Source organism: Leclercia sp. UBA2479, assembly GCF_002341985.1.
Classification (GTDB): domain Bacteria; phylum Pseudomonadota; class Gammaproteobacteria; order Enterobacterales; family Enterobacteriaceae; genus Enterobacter; species Enterobacter pneumoniae.
Genome location: NZ_DDPB01000008.1, coordinates 107,687 through 127,812 on the forward strand (window position 1 = coordinate 107,687; position 20,126 = coordinate 127,812).

The 20,126-nt window shown below is 55.1% G+C and carries 21 protein-coding genes; 14 read left to right on the plus strand and 7 right to left on the minus strand.

The genetic code is table 11. The features are described from left to right. Positions 1–19 precede the first annotated feature (19 nt). The 9 genes from infB to mtr all read left to right on the plus strand — a co-directional run bounded on the left by infB (position 20) and on the right by mtr (position 11,493). Positions 20–2,710, plus strand: coding sequence for a translation initiation factor IF-2 (gene infB / locus B3B59_RS08800; protein ID WP_040073895.1), 2,691 nt, complete (start codon positions 20–22; stop codon positions 2,708–2,710). Between the two features lie 146 nt (positions 2,711–2,856). Continuing rightward, the gene (gene rbfA, locus B3B59_RS08805) at positions 2,857–3,258 is read left to right on the plus strand and encodes a 30S ribosome-binding factor RbfA (RefSeq protein ID WP_040073896.1); all 402 of its coding nucleotides are present in this window, start codon (positions 2,857–2,859) and stop codon (positions 3,256–3,258) included. After that, positions 3,258–4,202 carry a tRNA pseudouridine(55) synthase TruB gene (gene truB / locus B3B59_RS08810; RefSeq protein ID WP_286808738.1) on the plus strand — a complete coding sequence of 315 codons (945 nt, stop codon included), beginning with the start codon at positions 3,258–3,260 and terminating at the stop codon, positions 4,200–4,202. Before rbfA ends, truB begins: the two co-directional genes overlap by 1 nt. Positions 4,203–4,354: 152 nt before the next feature. Beyond that, positions 4,355–4,624 (plus strand): 30S ribosomal protein S15, encoded by a 270-nt coding sequence (gene rpsO, locus B3B59_RS08815; protein WP_032614416.1) that lies wholly within the window; start codon positions 4,355–4,357, stop codon positions 4,622–4,624. 241 nt (positions 4,625–4,865) lie between these two features. Beyond that, positions 4,866–7,001 (plus strand): polyribonucleotide nucleotidyltransferase, encoded by a 2,136-nt coding sequence (gene pnp, locus B3B59_RS08820; RefSeq protein WP_286808740.1) that lies wholly within the window; start codon positions 4,866–4,868, stop codon positions 6,999–7,001. Positions 7,002–7,111: 110 nt separating this feature from the next. Continuing rightward, positions 7,112–7,996 carry a lipoprotein NlpI gene (gene nlpI / locus B3B59_RS08825; RefSeq protein ID WP_040073899.1) on the plus strand — a complete coding sequence of 295 codons (885 nt, stop codon included), beginning with the start codon at positions 7,112–7,114 and terminating at the stop codon, positions 7,994–7,996. Positions 7,997–8,103: 107 nt separating this feature from the next. Then, positions 8,104–8,184, plus strand: coding sequence for a protein YrbN (yrbN, locus tag B3B59_RS08830; protein WP_097397692.1), 81 nt, complete (start codon positions 8,104–8,106; stop codon positions 8,182–8,184). Continuing rightward, the gene (locus B3B59_RS08835; protein WP_040073900.1) at positions 8,177–10,105 is read left to right on the plus strand and encodes a DEAD/DEAH family ATP-dependent RNA helicase; all 1,929 of its coding nucleotides are present in this window, start codon (positions 8,177–8,179) and stop codon (positions 10,103–10,105) included. Before yrbN ends, B3B59_RS08835 begins: the two co-directional genes overlap by 8 nt. A gap of 143 nt (positions 10,106–10,248) precedes the next feature. Beyond that, positions 10,249–11,493 (plus strand): tryptophan permease, encoded by a 1,245-nt coding sequence (mtr, locus tag B3B59_RS08840; RefSeq protein WP_207292464.1) that lies wholly within the window; start codon positions 10,249–10,251, stop codon positions 11,491–11,493. Between the two features lie 46 nt (positions 11,494–11,539). Here the strand turns inward: mtr and B3B59_RS08845 are convergent, their stop codons facing one another. The 3 genes from B3B59_RS08845 to ubiU all read right to left on the minus strand — a co-directional run bounded on the left by B3B59_RS08845 (position 11,540) and on the right by ubiU (position 14,509). Beyond that, positions 11,540–12,547 (minus strand): luciferase-like monooxygenase, encoded by a 1,008-nt coding sequence (locus B3B59_RS08845; RefSeq protein WP_040073902.1) that lies wholly within the window; start codon positions 12,545–12,547, stop codon positions 11,540–11,542. Between the two features lie 80 nt (positions 12,548–12,627). Then, a complete protein-coding gene (locus tag B3B59_RS08850; RefSeq protein WP_040073903.1) occupies positions 12,628–13,506 on the minus strand; it encodes a U32 family peptidase in 879 nt (292 codons plus the stop codon). A 7-nt stretch (positions 13,507–13,513) separates the two neighbouring features. Further along, positions 13,514–14,509, minus strand: a complete 996-nt coding sequence (ubiU, locus tag B3B59_RS08855; RefSeq protein WP_212476754.1) for a ubiquinone anaerobic biosynthesis protein UbiU — start codon at positions 14,507–14,509, stop codon at positions 13,514–13,516. A 219-nt stretch (positions 14,510–14,728) separates the two neighbouring features. On the opposite strand from ubiU, the gene ubiT reads away from it, so the two are divergent. Further along, on the plus strand, positions 14,729–15,253 hold the full coding sequence (gene ubiT / locus B3B59_RS08860; RefSeq protein WP_040073905.1) for a ubiquinone anaerobic biosynthesis accessory factor UbiT: 525 nt from the start codon (positions 14,729–14,731) through the stop codon (positions 15,251–15,253). Next, complete coding sequence (locus tag B3B59_RS08865; RefSeq protein WP_046885792.1) at positions 15,247–15,750, plus strand: GNAT family N-acetyltransferase; 504 nt, start codon at positions 15,247–15,249, stop codon at positions 15,748–15,750. The genes ubiT and B3B59_RS08865 overlap by 7 nt, the downstream gene beginning before the upstream one ends. Before the next feature lies 1 nt (position 15,751). Here the strand turns inward: B3B59_RS08865 and B3B59_RS08870 are convergent, their stop codons facing one another. After that, the gene (locus B3B59_RS08870) at positions 15,752–16,036 is read right to left on the minus strand and encodes a GIY-YIG nuclease family protein (RefSeq protein WP_040073907.1); all 285 of its coding nucleotides are present in this window, start codon (positions 16,034–16,036) and stop codon (positions 15,752–15,754) included. A 53-nt stretch (positions 16,037–16,089) separates the two neighbouring features. Here B3B59_RS08870 and B3B59_RS08875 point away from each other — a divergent pair, with 53 nt between their 5' ends. Continuing rightward, positions 16,090–16,524, plus strand: a complete 435-nt coding sequence (locus B3B59_RS08875) for a YhbP family protein (RefSeq protein WP_286790072.1) — start codon at positions 16,090–16,092, stop codon at positions 16,522–16,524. Here the strand turns inward: B3B59_RS08875 and B3B59_RS08880 are convergent. Further along, positions 16,504–17,022 (minus strand): type 1 glutamine amidotransferase domain-containing protein, encoded by a 519-nt coding sequence (locus B3B59_RS08880; RefSeq protein WP_286808743.1) that lies wholly within the window; start codon positions 17,020–17,022, stop codon positions 16,504–16,506. The genes B3B59_RS08875 and B3B59_RS08880 overlap by 21 nt on opposite strands. Before the next feature lie 127 nt (positions 17,023–17,149). Between B3B59_RS08880 and B3B59_RS08885 the strand changes: the two genes are divergently transcribed. Both B3B59_RS08885 and B3B59_RS08890 read left to right on the plus strand, forming a co-directional pair. Next, positions 17,150–17,794, plus strand: a complete 645-nt coding sequence (locus B3B59_RS08885; RefSeq protein WP_046885793.1) for an NAD(P)H-binding protein — start codon at positions 17,150–17,152, stop codon at positions 17,792–17,794. A gap of 40 nt (positions 17,795–17,834) precedes the next feature. Then, complete coding sequence (locus B3B59_RS08890) at positions 17,835–18,872, plus strand: permease (protein WP_046885794.1); 1,038 nt, start codon at positions 17,835–17,837, stop codon at positions 18,870–18,872. Between the two features lie 62 nt (positions 18,873–18,934). Here B3B59_RS08890 and dolP read toward each other — a convergent pair whose 3' ends face one another. Next, the gene (gene dolP, locus B3B59_RS08895) at positions 18,935–19,510 is read right to left on the minus strand and encodes a division/outer membrane stress-associated lipid-binding lipoprotein (protein WP_040073912.1); all 576 of its coding nucleotides are present in this window, start codon (positions 19,508–19,510) and stop codon (positions 18,935–18,937) included. A gap of 9 nt (positions 19,511–19,519) precedes the next feature. Continuing rightward, a complete protein-coding gene (gene diaA, locus B3B59_RS08900; protein WP_003861754.1) occupies positions 19,520–20,110 on the minus strand; it encodes a DnaA initiator-associating protein DiaA in 591 nt (196 codons plus the stop codon). Between the last annotated feature and the right edge of the window lie 16 nt (positions 20,111–20,126).

Here is a 20,126-nt window from a genome sequence, read left to right on the forward strand (position 1 = left end):
TGTAGCAGGAAGGAACAGCATGACTGATGTAACTGTAAAAACGCTGGCTGCCGAGATTCAGACCTCCGTGGATCGCCTGGTACAGCAATTTGCTGATGCAGGGATCCCGAAGTCCGCTGATGATTCGGTAACCGCGCAAGAGAAACAAACCTTGTTAGCGCACCTGAACCGTGAACATGGTTCTACGCCTGACAAGTTAACGCTGCAGCGCAAAACGCGCAGTACGTTGAATATCCCTGGTACCGGTGGTAAAAGCAAATCGGTACAAATCGAAGTCCGCAAGACGCGCACCTTTGTAAAACGTGATCCGCAAGAGGCAGAGCGCCTTGCTGCGGAAGAGCAGGCACAGCGTGAAGCGGAAGAACAAGCTCAGCGTGAGGCAGAAGCAACTGCCAAACGTGAGGCAGAATTAAAAGCTGAACGTGAGGCCGCAGAAAAAGCGAAACGCGACGCCAGTGATAAAGCGAAGCGTGAAGCTGCGGAAAAAGACAAAGTGAGCAATCAACAGACTGACGAAATGACCAAAACAGCCCAGACGGAAAAAGCCCGTCGTGAAAATGAAGCAGCTGAACTGAAGCGTAAAGCGGAAGAAGAAGCTCGCCGTAAGCTGGAAGAAGACGCACGTCGTGTTGCTGAAGAAGCGCGCCGTATGGCAGAAGAAAACGAGAAAAACGGCGTGAATACCGCTGAACAGACTGAAGACACCAGCGATTACCACGTAACCACTTCCCAGCATGCACGCCAGGCAGAAGACGAAAACGACCGTGAAGTTGAAGGTGGTCGTGGCCGTACCCGCACCGCGTCGAAGACTGCCCGTCCTCAGAAGAAAGGCAACAAGCACGCTGAATCCAAAGCCGATCGCGAAGAAGCGCGTGCAGCGGGTCGCGGTGGGAAAGGCGGTAAGCGTAAAGGTTCCGCTCTGCAGCAGGGCTTCCAGAAGCCAGCGCAGGCTGTTAACCGTGACGTTATCATTGGCGAAACCATCACCGTTGGCGATCTGGCGAACAAGATGGCCGTGAAAGGCTCTCAGGTCATCAAAGCGATGATGAAGCTGGGCGCGATGGCGACCATCAACCAGGTTATCGATCAGGAAACCGCACAGCTGGTTGCCGAAGAGATGGGCCACAAAGTTATCCTGCGTCGTGAAAACGAGCTGGAAGAAGCAGTAATGAGCGACCGTGACACTGGCGCTGCGGCTGAACCGCGTGCACCGGTTGTGACCATCATGGGTCACGTTGACCACGGTAAAACCTCTCTGCTCGACTACATTCGTTCTACTAAGGTTGCCTCCGGCGAAGCGGGTGGTATTACCCAGCACATCGGTGCTTACCACGTAGAAACCGATAACGGCATGATCACCTTCCTGGATACCCCGGGCCACGCCGCCTTTACCTCAATGCGTGCTCGTGGTGCGCAGGCAACGGATATCGTGGTACTGGTTGTTGCAGCCGACGACGGCGTGATGCCACAGACCATCGAAGCTATCCAGCACGCGAAAGCGGCGCAGGTGCCACTGGTTGTTGCAGTCAACAAAATCGACAAACCAGAAGCTGACATGGACCGCGTTAAAAACGAACTCTCTCAGTACGGCGTTATGCCGGAAGAGTGGGGCGGTGAAGCACAGTTCATCCCAGTATCTGCAAAAGCGGGTACCGGTATCGACGACCTGCTGAACGCTATCCTGCTGCAGGCTGAAGTTCTGGAGCTGAAAGCGGTTCGTAAAGGTATGGCGAGCGGCGCGGTTATCGAGTCCTTCCTGGATAAAGGTCGTGGCCCGGTTGCAACCGTACTGGTACGCGAAGGTACCCTGAATAAGGGTGACATCGTACTGTGTGGCTTCGAGTATGGCCGTGTTCGTGCAATGCGTGACGAACTGGGCCAGGAAGTAATGGAAGCAGGTCCGTCCATTCCGGTGGAAATCCTGGGTCTGTCCGGCGTGCCGGCAGCGGGTGACGAAGTGACCGTAGTGCGTGACGAGAAGAAAGCACGTGAAGTTGCGCTGTATCGTCAGGGCAAATTCCGTGAAGTTAAACTGGCTCGTCAGCAGAAATCTAAACTCGAGAACATGTTTGCCAACATGACCGAAGGCGAAGTTCACGAAGTGAACGTGGTTCTGAAAGCCGACGTTCAGGGTTCTGTGGAAGCGATCTCCGACTCCTTGCTGAAACTGTCTACCGACGAAGTGAAAGTGAAGATCATCGGTTCAGGCGTAGGTGGTATCACCGAAACCGACGCGACCCTGGCTGCTGCTTCCAACGCTATCCTGGTTGGCTTCAACGTTCGTGCTGATGCGTCCGCGCGTAAAGTTATCGATGCTGAAAGCCTGGATCTGCGTTACTACTCCGTCATCTATCATCTGATCGACGAAGTGAAAGCAGCGATGAGCGGTATGCTCTCTCCTGAGCTGAAACAGCAGATCATCGGTCTGGCTGAAGTCCGTGACGTGTTCAAATCACCGAAGTTTGGTGCTATCGCGGGCTGTATGGTTACTGAAGGTACCATCAAACGTCACAACCCAATCCGCGTACTGCGTGACAACGTGGTTATCTACGAAGGCGAGCTGGAATCTCTGCGCCGCTTCAAAGATGACGTTAACGAAGTCCGTAACGGTATGGAATGTGGTATCGGCGTGAAGAACTACAACGATGTTCGCGTTGGCGACATGATCGAAGTGTTCGAGATCATCGAAATTCAGCGTACCATCGCGTAATCGTCGTCGACTTTTGGGCCGCCACTGTGTTGGCGGCAAACCAAAATCCGTAGATGATTAATTCGCGTAGGCCGGGTAAGCGAAGCGCCACCCGGCAATAATTTCAAAAGGGGCTTTTAGCCCCTTTTTTGTCTGGAGAATTTATTATGGCGAAAGAATTTGGTCGCCCTCAGCGCGTAGCGCAGGAAATGCAGAAAGAGATCGCGCTCATTCTGCAACGCGAAATTAAAGACCCACGCGTGGGTATGATGACCACCGTGTCCGGCGTTGAAATGTCCCGTGACCTGGCCTATGCCAAAGTGTTCGTGACCTTCCTGAACGATCAGGACGAAGCGGCAGTAAAAAACGGCATTAAAGCGCTGCAGGAAGCTTCGGGTTTCATCCGTTCCCTGCTTGGCAAAGCAATGCGCCTGCGTATCGTGCCTGAGCTGACCTTCTTCTATGACAACTCGCTGGTAGAAGGTATGCGCATGTCCAACCTGGTGACCAGCGTGGTTAAGCACGACGACGAACGTCGTGTAAACCCGGACGACAATAAGGAGGACTAATGAGTCGTCCTCGTCGTCGCGGTCGCGACGTGCATGGCGTGCTGTTACTGGATAAACCGCAAGGGGCATCCAGCAACGACGTTCTGCAAAAGGTAAAGCGTCTATATAACGCCAACCGAGCCGGCCATACCGGTGCGCTGGACCCCCTGGCGACCGGCATGCTGCCAGTTTGTCTTGGCGAAGCGACAAAGTTTTCTCAGTATCTGCTGGATTCTGATAAGCGCTATCGCGTCATCGCAAAGCTGGGTCAGCGTACCGATACCTCTGATGCTGATGGTCAGGTCGTGGAAGAGCGTCCTGTCACTTTTAGCGCAGAGCAGCTTGCTGATGCGCTGGAAAGCTTCCGTGGCGAGACTCAGCAGGTGCCCTCTATGTATTCGGCGCTGAAATACCAGGGCAAGAAGCTCTACGAGTATGCGCGTCAGGGTATCGAGGTGCCGCGTGAGGCTCGCCCGATCACCGTTTACGAGCTGCTGTTTATCCGCCACGAAGGCGACGAGCTGGAGCTGGAAGTGCACTGTTCAAAGGGCACTTACATCCGCACCATTATCGACGACCTGGGCGAAAAACTGGGTTGCGGCGCGCACGTCATCTACCTGCGTCGCCTTGCCGTCAGCAACTATCCCGCTGAGCGGATGGTGACGCTTGAGCAGCTTGGTGCGCTGGTGGAGCAGGCGGAACAGCAGGGTCTCTCTGCCGCCGAGCTGCTGGACCCGATTTTGATGCCTATGGACAGTCCGGCCGCGGACTATCCGGTCGTGAATTTGCCGTTAACATCGTCCGTTTACTTTAAAAACGGCAACCCTGTTCGCACCTCAGACGCACCGGCTGATGGCCTGGTTCGCGTCACGGAAGGTGATGAAGGTAAGTTCATCGGTATGGGTGAAATGGATGACGAAGGGCGTGTCGCACCCCGTCGTCTGGTGGTCGAATATCCCGCATAACCTCACGCCTCAACTTGCGATAAGCAGGGGAGGCGGGTAGAATATTGCGGCTTAACGTCTCGCAAATTGTTTAACAATAGGCTGGCGTTATACTCGGGATAGCTGAATTAGAGATCGGCATCCTTTCATTCTTTATACTTTGGAGTTGTAAAATGTCTCTAAGCGTTGAAGCTAAAGCTAAAATCGTTTCTGAGTTTGGTCGTGATGCTAACGACAGCGGTTCTACCGAAGTTCAGGTTGCACTGCTGACTGCACAGATTAACCACCTGCAGGGTCACTTTGCAGAGCACAAAAAAGATCACCACAGCCGTCGTGGTCTGCTGCGTATGGTTTCTCAGCGTCGTAAACTGCTCGACTACCTGAAACGTAAAGATGTTGCACGCTACACCGCGCTGATCGAGCGTCTGGGTCTGCGTCGCTAAGTCTTGCGAGTTTCAGAAAAGGGGGCCTTATGGCCCCTTTTTTCAATCAGACGCAGCAATTCACTGGAAACTAATGTATTGTTGCTTTAAATGATCTGCATTGCAGAGGTTCGCGCGGCTAATGAGAGGCTTCACCCATAAGGGTGTCGGTTGTCATTAGTCGCGAGGATGCAGAGTAGATCCGGTTAAATCGTCAGCACGCCAGGGGTGTGCGGACACTTATTTAAGAAAGGACAGAATCTTGCTGAATCCGATCGTTCGTAAATTCCAGTACGGTCAACACACCGTTACGCTGGAAACCGGCATGATGGCGCGTCAGGCGACTGCTGCCGTAATGGTAAGCATGGATGACACCGCGGTATTCGTGACCGTTGTCGGCCAGAAAAAAGCTAAACCAGGTCAGGACTTTTTCCCGCTGACCGTTAACTACCAGGAGCGTACCTACGCTGCCGGTAAAATCCCGGGTGGTTTCTTCCGTCGTGAAGGCCGTCCAAGCGAAGGCGAAACCCTGATCGCGCGTCTGATTGACCGCCCGGTTCGCCCGCTGTTCCCGGAAGGCTTCGTTAACGAAGTACAGGTTATCGCCACTGTTGTTTCTGTTAACCCACAGGTTAACCCGGACATCGTTGCGATGATCGGCGCATCTGCTGCGCTCTCCCTGTCTGGTATTCCGTTCAATGGCCCAATCGGTGCTGCACGTGTTGGTTATATCAATGACCAGTATGTACTGAACCCAACTCAGGAAGAGCTGAAAGAGAGTAAGCTGGACCTGGTAGTTGCGGGTACTGAAGCGGCTGTGCTGATGGTTGAATCCGAAGCTGAGCTGCTGAGCGAAGACCAGATGCTGGGTGCTGTAGTATATGGCCACGACCAGCAGCAGATCGTTATCCAGAACATCAACGACCTGGTGAAAGAAGCCGGTAAACCACGTTGGGACTGGCAGCCAGAAGCGGCAAACGACGCGCTGAACGCACGCGTAGCGGCTCTGGCAGAATCTCGCCTGAGCGATGCTTACCGTATCACTGACAAACAAGAGCGTTATGCTCAGGTTGACGTGATCAAATCTGAAACCGTTGCGAAGCTGGTGGCTGAAGACGAAACGCTGGATGCTAACGAGCTGAGCGAAATCCTGCACGCTATCGAGAAAAACGTTGTTCGTAGCCGTGTACTGGCAGGCGAGCCGCGCATCGATGGCCGTGAGAAAGACATGATCCGTGGTCTGGATGTGCGTACTGGCGTTCTGCCACGTACTCACGGTTCCGCACTGTTCACCCGTGGCGAAACTCAGGCGCTGGTTACCGCGACCCTGGGTACTGCACGTGACGCGCAGAACATCGATGAACTGATGGGTGAGCGTACTGACAGCTTCCTGTTCCACTACAACTTCCCTCCGTACTCCGTTGGTGAGACCGGTATGGTAGGTTCGCCGAAGCGTCGTGAAATTGGTCACGGTCGTCTGGCGAAACGTGGCGTGCTGGCGGTTATGCCAGAAGCTGATAAATTCCCGTACACCGTGCGTGTGGTTTCTGAAATCACCGAATCCAACGGTTCTTCCTCCATGGCTTCCGTATGTGGCGCATCCCTGGCGCTGATGGACGCAGGTGTGCCAATCAAAGCCGCCGTTGCGGGTATTGCGATGGGTCTGGTGAAAGAAGGCGACAACTTCGTTGTTCTGTCTGACATCCTGGGCGACGAAGACCACCTGGGTGATATGGACTTCAAAGTGGCGGGTTCCCGCGACGGTATCTCTGCACTGCAGATGGATATCAAAATTGAAGGTATCACCAAAGAGATCATGCAGGTTGCGCTGAACCAGGCTAAAGGTGCGCGTCTGCACATCCTGGGCGTGATGGAACAGGCGATCAACGCGCCGCGCGGCGACATCTCTCAGTTCGCTCCGCGTATCCACACGATTAAGATCAGCCCGGACAAGATCAAAGACGTTATCGGTAAAGGCGGTTCTGTTATCCGTGCTCTGACCGAAGAGACTGGCACCACTATCGAAATCGAAGATGACGGTACTGTGAAGATCGCAGCAACCGACGGCGAGAAAGCAAAATACGCAATCCGTCGCATCGAAGAAATTACTGCGGAAATCGAAGTGGGCCGCATCTACAATGGTAAAGTGACCCGTATCGTTGACTTTGGCGCATTTGTTGCCATCGGTGGCGGTAAAGAAGGTCTGGTTCACATCTCTCAGATCGCCGACAAGCGCGTTGAGAAAGTGACCGATTACCTGCAGATGGGTCAGGAAGTACCGGTTAAGGTTCTGGAAGTTGACCGTCAGGGCCGTATCCGTCTGAGCATTAAAGAAGCGACCGAGCAGTCACAGCCTGCCGCCGCGCCGGAAGCTCCGGCAGCGGAACAAGGCGAGTAAGGTTGCCATTTGCCCTCCGCTCAGGCGGAGGGCTTATTATCAGGCAGGACGCCTTGTTGAGCCGCCGGGGGACAGGACGTTCATCCAATTGTTGTCTTCGGGAGTGGGAAATGAAGCCTTTTCTGCGCTGGTGTTTCGTTGCGACAGCTTTAACGCTGGCAGGATGCAGCAACTCTGCCTGGCGTAAAAGTGAAGTCCTCGCGGTACCATTGCAACCGACTTTGCAGCAAGAAGTGATTCTGGCTCGCATGGAACAAATTCTTGCCAGTCGGGCTTTAACCGATGACGAACGCGCACAGCTTTTATATGAGCGCGGAGTGTTGTATGATAGTCTCGGTCTGAGGGCACTGGCGCGAAATGATTTTTCACAAGCGTTAGCCATCCGACCCGATATGCCTGAAGTATTCAATTACTTAGGCATTTATTTAACGCAGGCAGGCAATTTTGATGCTGCCTATGAAGCGTTTGATTCTGTACTTGAGCTTGATCCAACTTACAACTACGCGCACTTGAATCGCGGTATCGCCCTGTATTACGGCGGTCGTGACAAGTTAGCGCAAGATGATCTGCTGGCGTTTTATCAAGACGATCCGAACGATCCTTTCCGTAGCCTGTGGCTTTACATCGTTGAGCAGAAGCTTGATGCGAAGCAGGCCAAAGAAGCACTGAAACAGCGCTTCGACAAATCGGACAAGGAACAATGGGGATGGAATATTGTCGAGTTCTACCTGGGCAACATTAGCGAAGCAACGCTAATGGAACGGCTCAAGGCGGACGCAACGGATAACACCTCGCTCGCTGAACATCTCAGTGAAACCAACTTCTATTTAGGTAAGTACTACCTAAGTCTGGGGGATATGGACAGCGCTACGGCACTGTTCAAATTAGCGGTTGCTAACAACGTACACAACTATGTTGAGCACCGTTATGCATTGTTGGAATTATCGCTCTTGGGCCAGGAGCATGACGACCTGGCAGAATCGGACCAGCAATAGCTGACGACATAAACATCAGCCCGTAATCTTTTGATTGCCATCACCTTCACTGGTGAGGGCGTTGTTGTTCGTCAATACACCTACTTTGAGCCGGTTCACACTTTTCAATGAAAATTGCTAATCATTTTCACGATGAGCTAAGTAGACTGGCCGCCATTAATATCGAGGCACTTGTACTACATGGCTGAATTCGAAACCACTTTTGCAGATCTGGGCCTGAAGGCTCCTATCCTTGAAGCCCTTAACGATCTGGGTTACGAAAAACCATCTCCGATCCAGGCAGAGTGTATCCCACATCTGCTCTCTGGTCGTGACGTGCTGGGCATGGCCCAGACGGGTAGCGGTAAAACTGCGGCGTTCTCGCTGCCGCTGCTGAACAACATCGATCCGGACCTGCGTGCACCGCAGATCCTCGTTCTTGCTCCAACCCGTGAACTGGCTGTTCAGGTTGCAGAAGCAATGACTGAATTCTCTAAACATATGCGCGGCGTAAACGTGGTAGCCCTGTACGGCGGCCAGCGTTATGACGTGCAGTTACGCGCCCTGCGCCAGGGCCCACAGATTGTCGTCGGTACGCCGGGCCGTCTGCTGGATCACCTGAAGCGCGGTACCCTTGATCTCTCTAAACTGAGCGGTCTGGTACTGGATGAAGCAGATGAAATGCTGCGTATGGGCTTCATCGAAGACGTAGAAACCATTATGGCGCAGATCCCGGAAGGTCATCAGACCGCTCTGTTCTCTGCAACCATGCCAGAAGCTATCCGTCGTATTACCCGCCGCTTCATGAAAGAGCCGCAGGAAGTACGTATTCAGTCCAGCGTGACCACGCGTCCTGACATCAGCCAGAGCTACTGGTCTGTGTACGGCATGCGTAAAAATGAAGCGCTGGTACGCTTCCTGGAAGCGGAAGATTTTGATGCGGCGATCATCTTCGTGCGTACCAAAAACGCGACCCTGGAAGTGGCTGAAGCGCTGGAGCGTAACGGCTATAACAGCGCAGCGCTGAACGGTGATATGAACCAGGCTCTGCGTGAGCAGACGCTGGAACGTCTGAAAGACGGTCGTCTGGATATCCTGATTGCAACCGACGTGGCAGCACGTGGTCTGGACGTTGAGCGTATCAGCCTGGTTGTGAACTACGACATTCCAATGGACTCCGAGTCTTACGTTCACCGTATCGGTCGTACCGGTCGTGCGGGTCGTGCTGGCCGTGCGCTGCTGTTCGTTGAGAACCGCGAGCGTCGTCTGCTGCGCAACATCGAACGCACCATGAAGCTGACCATTCCAGAAGCAGACCTGCCAAACGCAGAGCTGCTGGGCAAACGCCGTCTGGAAAAATTCGCCGCCAAAGTTCAGCAGCAGCTGGAAAGCAGCGATCTGGATCAGTACCGTGGTCTGCTGGCGAAGATTCAGCCAGTGGAAGAAGGCGAAGAGCTGGATATGGAAGCTCTGGCTGCGGCACTGCTGAAAATGGCTCAGGGCGAACGTACCCTGATCGTTCCGCCAGATGCGCCAATGCGTCCTAAGCGTGAGTTCCGTGACCGTGACGACCGTTTCGAGCGTCGTGGTGATCGTAACGACCGTGGCCCACGTGGCGATCGTCCAGAGCGTGGTGGTGAAGACCGTCCACGTCGTGAGCGTCGTGACGCTGGCGATATGGAACTGTACCGTATTGAAGTTGGCCGTGATGATGGTGTTGAAGTTCGTCATATCGTTGGCGCTATCGCTAACGAAGGCGACATCAGCAGCCGTTACATCGGTAACATCAAGCTGTTCGGTACCCACTCTACTATCGAACTGCCGAAAGGTATGCCGGGCGAAGTTCTGCAGCACTTTACTCGCACCCGCATTCTGAACAAACCGATGAACATGCAGTTGCTGGGCGATGCTCAGCCGCGTCCTGACCGTGGCGGCGAACGTCGTGGCGGTGGTGAGCGTCGTGAAGGTGGTCGTAGCTTCGGCGGCGGTGAGCGTCGTGAAGGCGGTCGTGGTCCTCGTCGTGAAGGCGCTGCGCCAGGCGCGGGTCGCTTCAGCGGTGAACGTCGCGAAAACCGTGGTCCACGTCGTGACGAAGGCACCAGCCGTCGCCGCTTCGGTGGCGATGCGTAACCCCTGCGTTAACTAGCGTAAAGTAATCTATACAGCCCCGGTAATCATTATCGGGGCTTTTTTTATTCCTTTTGTACTCTTGTACTGGTACAGTGCAGCGCATTGATATGCTGTACCAAATTTATGACTGGAGATCTGGCTGTATGGCGACACTAACCACCACCCAAACGTCACCTTCGCTGCTCGGCGGCGTGGTGATCATCGGCGGCACCATTATCGGCGCGGGGATGTTCTCCTTGCCGGTGGTCATGTCCGGGGCGTGGTTCTTCTGGTCACTGGCAGCGCTGGTCTTTACCTGGTTTTGTATGTTGCACTCCGGGCTGATGATTCTGGAAGCCAACCTGAACTACCGCATAGGTTCCAGCTTCGACACCATTACGAAAGACTTGCTGGGCAAAGGCTGGAACCTGGTAAACGGTCTCTCCATCGCCTTCGTGCTTTATATCCTGACGTACGCCTACATTTCTGCGAGCGGTTCGATTCTGCATCACACCTTTTCAGAACTCTCATTAGACGTGCCGGCGCGTCTGGCGGGGTTGTGCTTTGCGCTGGCGGTGGCCTTTATCGTCTGGCTGAGCACAAAGGCCGTCAGCCGCATGACGGCCATTGTACTGGGCGCCAAAGTCATCACTTTCTTCCTCACCTTTGGCAGCCTGCTGGGGCATGTGACGCCAGCAACGCTGTTTAACGTGGCGGAAAGTCATGCCAGCTACACGCCGTACCTGCTGATGACCTTACCGTTCTGTCTGGCGTCGTTCGGTTATCACGGCAACGTGCCGAGCCTGATGAAGTATTACGGCAAAGATCCGCGCACCATCGTGAAGTGCCTGGTGTACGGCACGCTGCTGGCGCTGGGGCTGTATGTCATCTGGCTGCTGGGGACGATGGGTAACATCCCGCGTCCGGAATTTATCGGCATTGCGCAGAAGGGCGGAAACATCGATGTGCTGGTGCAGGCGTTAAGCGGTGTACTGAACAGCCGCAGTCTGGATCTGCTGCTGGTTATTTTCTCGAACTTCGCGGTGGCAAGTTCCTTCCTCGGCGTGACGCTGGGCCTGTTTGATTACCTGGCGGATCTGTTTGGCTTTGATGATTCCGCGCCGGGGCGCTTCAAAACCGCGTTGCTGACCTTCCTGCCCCCGATTGTGGGTGGTCTGATGTGGCCGAATGGTTTCCTGTATGCTATCGGCTATGCGGGGCTGGCGGCCACCATCTGGGCGGCAATTGTTCCTGCGCTGCTCGCACGTAAATCGCGTCAACGCTTCGGCAGTCCAACATTCCGCGTCTGGGGCGGTAAGCCGATGATTGCCCTGATTCTGGTCTTCGGGGTGGGCAACGCCCTGGTGCACATCCTGTCGAGCTTTAATCTGTTGCCGGTATATCCGTAAATCGGATCATTTTGCCCTCTCCCCACAGGAGAGGGCAGAATCACAACTAACCCACCAATTCTTCTTTCACCTGCATCGCCAGATCAAACGAGTGTAAACGAGCCTGATGATCGAAAATCTGGCCGTTGACCATAATCTCGTCGGCCTGGGTTTCACGCAGAACCGCTTCCAGCCCATGGCGTACTTTCGCTTTATCGCCCACCAGCGACATACTCAGCGCCTGCTGAACCCCGTACTGCTCGGAGGCCGACCACAGCTGATGGATATTATCGACGGGCGGCGGTAACTGCCCGCTTTCGCCGCGACGCAACTTCATAAACGCCTGCTGCATAGAGGTAAAGAGGAACTCTGCATCGCGGTTGCTATCGGCAGCAACAATGTTAATGCAGACCATCGCATACGGCTTCTCAAGTCGCGCAGACGGCTTGAACTGGGTACGATAAAGATGCAGCGCCTGGTGCAGCATATCTGGCGCGAAGTGCGACGCGAAGGCAAAAGGCAGGCCAAGCTGGGCTGCGAGCTGGGCGCTATAAAGGCTAGAGCCCAGCAGCCAGACGGGGATCTTCTCGCCATAGCCCGGCACCGGGCGGACATGAGGATTCGGGTCGCGAGCGTCGAACCACTCGACGAGCTCAAGCACATCGCGGGGGAAATTGTCTACATCGCCGCTCATATGGCGGCGCAGCGCGCGCATCGTGGGCTGATCGCTACCAGGCGCACGGCCCAGACCTAAGTCGATGCGCCCCGGGTAAAGGGTATTTAAGGTCCCGAACTGCTCGGCGATGACCAGCGGAGAGTGGTTCGGCAGCATGACGCCCCCTGAGCCCAGGTGCAGCGTGGTGGTATTCGCGGCCAGATAGCCCAGCAGCACAGAGGTTGCCGCACTGGCGATGCCCACCATATTGTGATGTTCCGCCAGCCAGTAGCGATGATAGCCACGCTGTTCAGCCTGACGCGCGAGATCCAGGGAGTGTGAAAAAGCCTCTCGGGCAGAGGAGCCTTCAGGGATCGGTGCCAGATCCAGCACCGAAAACGGAATGGTTTTATCAGTCATAAGAGCTCACTTTGTTCCGGTTAATCTTTCCATACTGCATTAAAGATTAGCTAAAGTTGTTAACAAAGTGAGCTATTACGTCAGCCCTGCAGCTCCAGCCCGGCAAGGCGTTTCCAGTAGCCGTTGCAGTCACTGTTGGCAGTCAGCGGCAGGGGAGCTTCGCCGTGTTGATTGGCGCGAAACGCATCGAGCATGGCGAAAACGTTAGTATCCAGTGGGGACAAGCGCACCATATCCACCAGCCCGTCCATCGACGTCAGCTCGTTACCGAGATTGTAGACATAGCCGCTCATGGTCTGAATACCGTTGAGGACGAAAACCTGCTGATTTTCCTGCGACAGCATGCTGCGCCCGTTCGGGTACTTGATGCAGCAGGTTTCGCATTCGTCCTTCGGACGGTCTTCCGAGCGGGCGGTAAAGCAGCGGGCAGAGTAAGCCAGCGGCAGATGACCATAGCTCAGCACCTCCACTTCAAACTGATTGCGGATCCCCAGCGTTTCGCACTGGTCTAGCAAATTGACCAGCCAGTCACGCGACAGCTCAACCGGCATACACCAGCGGGTCATCCCCTGTTTAAGCAGCAGACGCAAGGTTACGGCGTTATAGCAGTTCAGCGCATGGCCTGCGACAAACGGCAGCTTGCGCTCGGCGCACAGGTTCACCACCCCCAGGTCGCTGGCCTCGAGTAAAAACTCACCGTTATCAACGTATCGTTTTATTTCGCCCAGCTCAGAGGAGGCTTGCACCAGCGCAAGCGTTGAAAGCACCACCTGTTTGCCGCTGCCCGCCAGATTTTTTGCCATCTCCAGCCAGTCACCCACTTTTGTGGCGCGGCGTTTACTGCACACTGCTTCGCCAAGATAGATCACATCGGCGCTGCTGGTGGCCGCCTGCTGATAGAACGCTTCCAGCGTCTCTTTCGGCCAGTAGTAAAGCACCGGCCCTAAGGAATATTTCATGGTTATCTCACTGCCATTTACGGTGATACGCGCCAAGCGTAGTTTGGGTGCCTTCGGACATGGCGCCGAGCGTCTCCATCCAGGCGGGCTGTGGCGCATAGTTTTGTGGATCGGCCATACAGCGATCTATCGCCTGACGCCACACTTTTGCCACCTGGCTAACGTAGGCCGGGCTACGCTGGCGGCCTTCAATTTTCACCGAGGCGATATTCGCAGCCAGCAGCTCTGGTAATAGCGACAGCGTGTTAAGGCTGGTGGGCTCTTCAAGAGCGTGATAGCGCTCGCCGTCCACCAGGTAGCGCCCTTTACACAGCGTTGGGTAGCCTGCGTTTTCCCCCTCCTGGTAGCGGTCGATCAACACATCGTTCAGGCGAGACTCCAGCCCTTTCGGTGTCTGCTGCCAGCGTACAAAGCGGGCAGGGGAACATGCGCCAACGGTATTGGGTGATTCCCCGGTTAAATAAGAGGAGAGGTAGCAGCGCCCTTCGGCCATGATGCACAGGCTGCCGAACGCAAAAACTTCCAGCGGAACTGGCGTGACGCGCGCCAGTTGCTTAACCTGATGAATAGAGAGCACCCGCGGCAATACGACGCGGGCAACATCGAAGTGGCGATGATAAAAACGGATCGCTTCTTCGTTGGTCGCCGAGGCCTGTACCGAGACATGGCGCTCAATATGAGGATAGCGTTCTGCGGCATACTCCAGCATAGCGAGATCGGCCAGGATCAGCGCATCGGCACCTGACTGAGCTGCCATATCCACCGCGCGCTCCCAGCGGGAATAGCCATCCGGGTGGGCGAAGGTGTTAATCGCAATATGCAGTTTACGGCGATGCTGGTGCACAAAACGAGCGGCTTCCTGCAGCTTTTTCTCGGTAAAATTGAGGCCTGCGAAGTGGCGGGCGTTAGTGTCATCTTTCAGACCGATGTAAACCGCATCGGCGCCATTTTCGATAGCCGCCTTAAGCGCCGGAAGATTTCCGGCAGGACAGAGCAGTTCCATAATTTATCCTGACGTTCGCAGCCCAGGGGATGCAAAAATGTTATAAAACAGGGATTTTAATGAACCCCCTGGGGACAAATTTTGATTTGAGGCAGTTAATCGCGTATTGATGGGACCAATAATGGCTGATGAAGGTCGCTGGTTTGTTGATTTACGCCGCTATACCGACGACTGGATATGGCAATATATCGGGACTATAGATATCAGGGAGAAAAGTTCGTGCTGGAAAAACTGCGTTCACGACTCGTACAGGCAGGCCCGTCACTGTTAAGTTTGCCGGTGAAGCTAGCCCCCTTTGCACTGAAGCGCCAGGTGCTGGAACAACTGCTAAGCTGGCAATTCCGCCAGGCGCTGGAAGAGGGCGAGCTGGAATTTCTGGAAGGGCGCTGGTTAAGCATCACCGTTCGTGATATCGGTCTTTGCTGGTTTACCTCTGTTGAAAAGGGTCGGCTGGTCGTTCGTGAATCTGCCGACGCCGATGTCAGTTTCAGCGCAGATGCCAGCGATCTCCTGATGATCGCAGCGCGTAAACAGGATCCGGACACGCTCTTTTTCCAACGCCGTCTGGTGATTGAAGGGGATACCGAGTTAGGTCTGTATGTGAAAAACCTGATGGATGCCATTGAGCTGGAGCAGATGCCAAAAGCGTTACGCATGGCCTTGCTGCAAATGGCCGATTTTGTCGAGGCAGGTCTGAAAAGCCCGCCGGAGAGTAAACACACTTCAGTAGGTGAGCCATGCTGATTCGAGTTGAAATTGGGATTGATGCCCCCGGCATCGATGCCTTATTACGTCGCGCTTTCGAAGGTGAGGGTGAAGCGCAGCTGGTGCATAATCTTCGTGAAGATGGCCTGATCACCCTTGGGCTGGTGGCGACCGATGATGAGGGGCAGGTCGTTGGTTACGTCGCGTTCAGCCCGGTTTCCGTACAGGGTGAAGAGCTGCAGTGGGTCGGTATGGCTCCGCTGGCGGTAGACGAAAGTTATCGTGGCCAGGGGCTGGCACGCCAGCTGGTTTATGAAGGGCTGGACTCCCTGAACGAGTTTGGCTACGCCGCCGTGGTCACTCTGGGCGACCCTGCCTTTTACAGCAAGCTAGGCTTTGAAAAGGCAGCCCATTACGATCTGCATTGCCGCTGGCCAGGTACAGAATCTGCGTTCCAGGTGCATCGTCTGGCTGATGACGCGCTGCAGGGGGTAAGCGGCCTGGTTGAGTATCACGACCACTTTAACCGTTTTTAACTCACGGCGTTAGCAGGCTCTCGCGTAGCGCCTCGAACGATCCATCCCCGGCGACGAGGCGCTCTTTCTGGCGCTTCGTAAGCTGCTTGATCCTGTATTCCAGCCGCAGCGCCAGCGAGCGCTCACCCACCGGTGCCGCAAACGCCAGCTGCAGCTCACCTTTTCCCCGCAAGGCTTTTGCCCCTTTTCCGGTTTGATGTTGCAAGAAACGCCGCGCCACATCGGTGGTGATCCCCGTGTAGAGTGCATTATCAGCGGTACGGATAAGATAGAGAAACCAGCACACGGCTATCAATTCGTTATGTTAAGGTGAACGCACCTTAGCAAGAGAGACGCAAAATGGAAACACTGCCCACCATTAACCGCTGGCTGGCAAAGCAGCACGTCGTGACCTGGTGCGTACATCACGAGGGCGAAATGTGGTGTGCGAATGCCTTCTATTATTACGATCCACAAGCTGTGGCTTTCTATGTCTTAAGCGAAGATAAGACGCGTCACGCACAAATGACCGGGCAACAGGCGAAAGTAGCAGGCACTGTCAATGGCCAGCCAAAAAGCGTGGCGCTGATCCGCGGTGTGCAGTTTAAAGGGGAGATTCGCCGCCTGGAGGGAGAGGAAAGCGACGCGATGCGTAAGCATTACATCCGCCGCTTCCCAATTGCCGCAGCGATGTTAGCGCCGGTATGGGAGATCCGACTCGATGAACTGAAGTTCACCGATAACACGCTGGGCTTTGGTAAAAAACTGCACTGGTTACGCGCCGAGCAGGCGTAGCGCTTCCCGGTTAAAGGCAGGCAGATCGTCTGGCGTACGGCTGGTGACCAACTGGTCTTTATCGACCACCACTTCCTGGTCGTAAAAATCTGCCCCGGCATTTTTCAGATCAATGACGATCGGTTTAACCGCGGTCAGCTTACGTCCGCGCACCACATCCGCGCTGATCAGCAGTTGGGGGCCATGGCAAATGGCGAACACCGGTTTCCCGCTGGTAACGAAATCGCGCGTAAAGGTAACGAAACGGTCATCTCCGCGCAGCGAGTCCGGGGAGTGGCCACCCGGCAACAGCAGGGCGTCGAAATCTGACGGGCTGACCTCATCAATGTTTTTATCGATGGTCACTTTCGCCTCGCCTTTATGCCCCGTGACGGTTTTGCCGGTCTCTTTCTCAATGGTGATGACCTCATGTCCCGCTTTGCGGAACGCCTCAGCGGGTGAGGTGAATTCTGAATCTTCAAACTCGTCGGTAATCAGGACCGCAATTTTCTTGCTCATGTTTCCTCCGTTGTTTTGGCTTCAGACAGATTTTTCTACGTTTGTGGTAAATACTTACCTCACAGACTTCTAAGTGTGGTCGAGCAGGGCAAAATCGCCTACGGACTATTCTGCAAAGGGGAAAAAAATGAGTCAGGTGCTAATTACCGGCGCCACCGGACTGGTGGGCGGGCATCTACTGCGAATGTTAATTCAGGATCGGCGGGTAAATTATATCGCCGCCCCCACGCGTCGTCCGCTGGCGGATATTTCGGGCGTTTTTAACCCTCACGATCCGCAGTTGAGCGATGCGCTGGCGCAGGTCCAGGACCCGATTGATATCGCTTTTTGCTGTCTGGGAACCACCCGGCGCGAAGCGGGCAGCAAAGAGGCTTTTATCCATGCGGACTACACCCTGGTCGTGGATACCGCCCTGACGGCGAAAAAGCTGGGCGCTAAACACTTCCTGGTGGTCAGCGCAATGGGGGCCAGCGCCCGCTCTCCCTTCTTTTATAACAAAGTGAAGGGGAAGATGGAGGAGGCGTTAATCGCGCAGAAGTGGGAACGGCTGACCATCGTTCGCCCTTCCATGCTCCTGGGTGAGCGTGAAAAGCACCGTTTTAGCGAGTCCCTGTTTGCCCCTCTCTTCTCACTGTTACCGGGCAACTGGAAATCAATCGACGGACGCGAAGTGGCCAGAGCGATGCTGAGCGAGGGGCTTTCCCCCTCCAGAGAGGGGGTAAATATTATTCCTTCAGCAAAACTGCATGAAATTTCAAAAGGCGAGGCGTAATATCCCCGGGCAAAATTAAAAACACTCCCCGGGGAATGCTATGACTGGTCAGTCTTCATCTCAGGCGGCAACACCACTGCAGTGGTGGAAGCCCGCTCTCTTTTTTCTCGTTGTTATTATTGGGCTCTGGTATGTGAAGTGGCAGCCCTATTACGGCAAAGCCTTTACTGCCGCCGATACCCACTCGATCGGTAAATCAATTCTCGCTAACGCCAACAGCAGCCCGCTGCAGGCGGCGTGGGACTATGCGCTGGTCTACTTCCTGGCCGTATGGAAAGCTGCGGTGCTAGGGGTATTACTTGGCTCGCTGATCCAGGTGCTGATCCCACGTAACTGGCTGCTGCGAACCTTAGGGAAACCCCGTTTTCAGGGGACCCTGCTGGGTACGCTCTTCTCATTGCCGGGCATGATGTGCACTTGCTGTGCCGCGCCGGTGGCCGCCGGGATGCGTCGCCAGCAAGTGTCGATGGGCGGGGCGCTGGCATTCTGGATGGGCAACCCGCTGCTCAACCCCGCCACGCTGGTGTTTATGGGCTTCGTGCTTGGCTGGCATTTTGCCTTTATTCGTCTGGTCGCGGGTCTGTTGACCGTGCTGGTGGTGGCAACCCTCGTGCAGAGACTGGTGAAAGAGACCGCCGTGACCCCTGCGCCGCTGCAGGTCGAACTCCCGGAGCCGCAGGGCAGTTTCCTGTCGCGCTGGGGTAAAGCGCTCTGGCAGCTCTTCTGGAGCACGATCCCGGTCTATATCCTTGCGGTACTGGTTCTTGGCGCAGCCCGCGTCTGGCTCTTCCCGCATGCGGACGGTGCCGTTGAAAACTCGCTGCTGTGGGTGATCGCGTTGGCCGTGGCCGGTATGTTATTTGTAATTCCTACTGCCGCCGAGATCCCGATTGTGCAAACCATGATGCTGGCGGGTATGGGCGTCGCCCCGGCGCTGGCGCTACTCATCACGCTTCCGGCGGTTAGCCTGCCATCGCTTATCATGCTGCGTAAATCATTCCCGGCAAAAGCGCTGTGGCTGACGGGGATGCTGGTTGCGCTGAGTGGAATTATTGTGGGAAGCATTGCGCTGGTATAAAAAAAGCCGGATGGCGTTAAGCGCATCCGGCCTGTTGTAAGACCTTCTTGAGGGCAAGAAGGTTATTTGATGAAGGTAAAGGCGGTAGTGACGTGCTTCACGCCGCTCACCCGGCTGGCGATATCCGCTGCCGCTTTGCCTTCACGATCGGTAACCAGACCGAGCAGGAAGACTTCACCGTTCTCGGTGGTCACTTTTACGTTGGAAGATTTCACCTGATCGCTACCCAACAGCTGCGAACGCACTTTGGTGGTGATCCAGGTATCCGATGACGCAGTGGTCAGACCGATTGGCTGCCCCTGACGCACTTCGTTGAACACCTCTGTCGCACCTTCAACGCCCATGGCGATCTGCTTCGCACGGGATGCCAGTTCGGTGGTGGGCGCCTGGCCTGCCAGCAGAACTTTGCCCTGATAAGCGGTCACGTTGATGCGCGCTTCTTTCTTAATCTGTTCGTCTTTGGACAACGCGCTGTTTACACGCAACTCAAGGGTGCCGTCATCTACCTGCGTGCCCACGGAGCGTGGGTCGGTTGCGGCTTTGGTGCTCACTGCGGCAGTACCCACGACCGCTGCGGCGACACATCCCTGAAGCAGCAGCGCAGAAATAAGGACTGCGAGGGGCGAAAATGCCTTCATGTTGACTCCTTAATCATCCTGGTGAGGGAAAAGCGTGTTATCGATCAGATCGCATAAACAGTTCACCGTCAGCATATGCATCTCCTGGATGCGCGCACTGCGGTGAGAGGGAATGCGAATTTCCACATCCTGCGGACCCAAAAGCCCGGCCAGCTCGCCACCGTCGTATCCCGTCAGCGCTACGATAGTCATATCGCGAGTGACGGCCGCTTCTACGGCTTTGACGATGTCGCGGCTGTTACCGCGCGTAGAGATAGCCAGCAGCACATCACCGGCATGCCCTAACGCACGGACTTGCTTGGCATAGATTTCATCGTGAAGACGATCGTTAGCAATCGCTGTTAAGACCACGTTATCGGTATTAAGTGCAATGGCGGGTAAACTCGGACGCTCCGTTTCGAACCGGTTGATCATGCTGGCGGCGAAATGTTGGGCGTTGGCGGCCGAGGTACCATTACCGCAGCACAGAATTTTGTTGCCATTGAGCAGGGACTGCACCAGCGTCATCGCGGCGCGTGAGATGGCATCCGGCAGCGCTTCTGCCGCGGCTATCTGAGTCTGAATGCTTTCTGTGAAGCACACCTTAATTCTTTCGAGCACAATATCCCTTAACGAT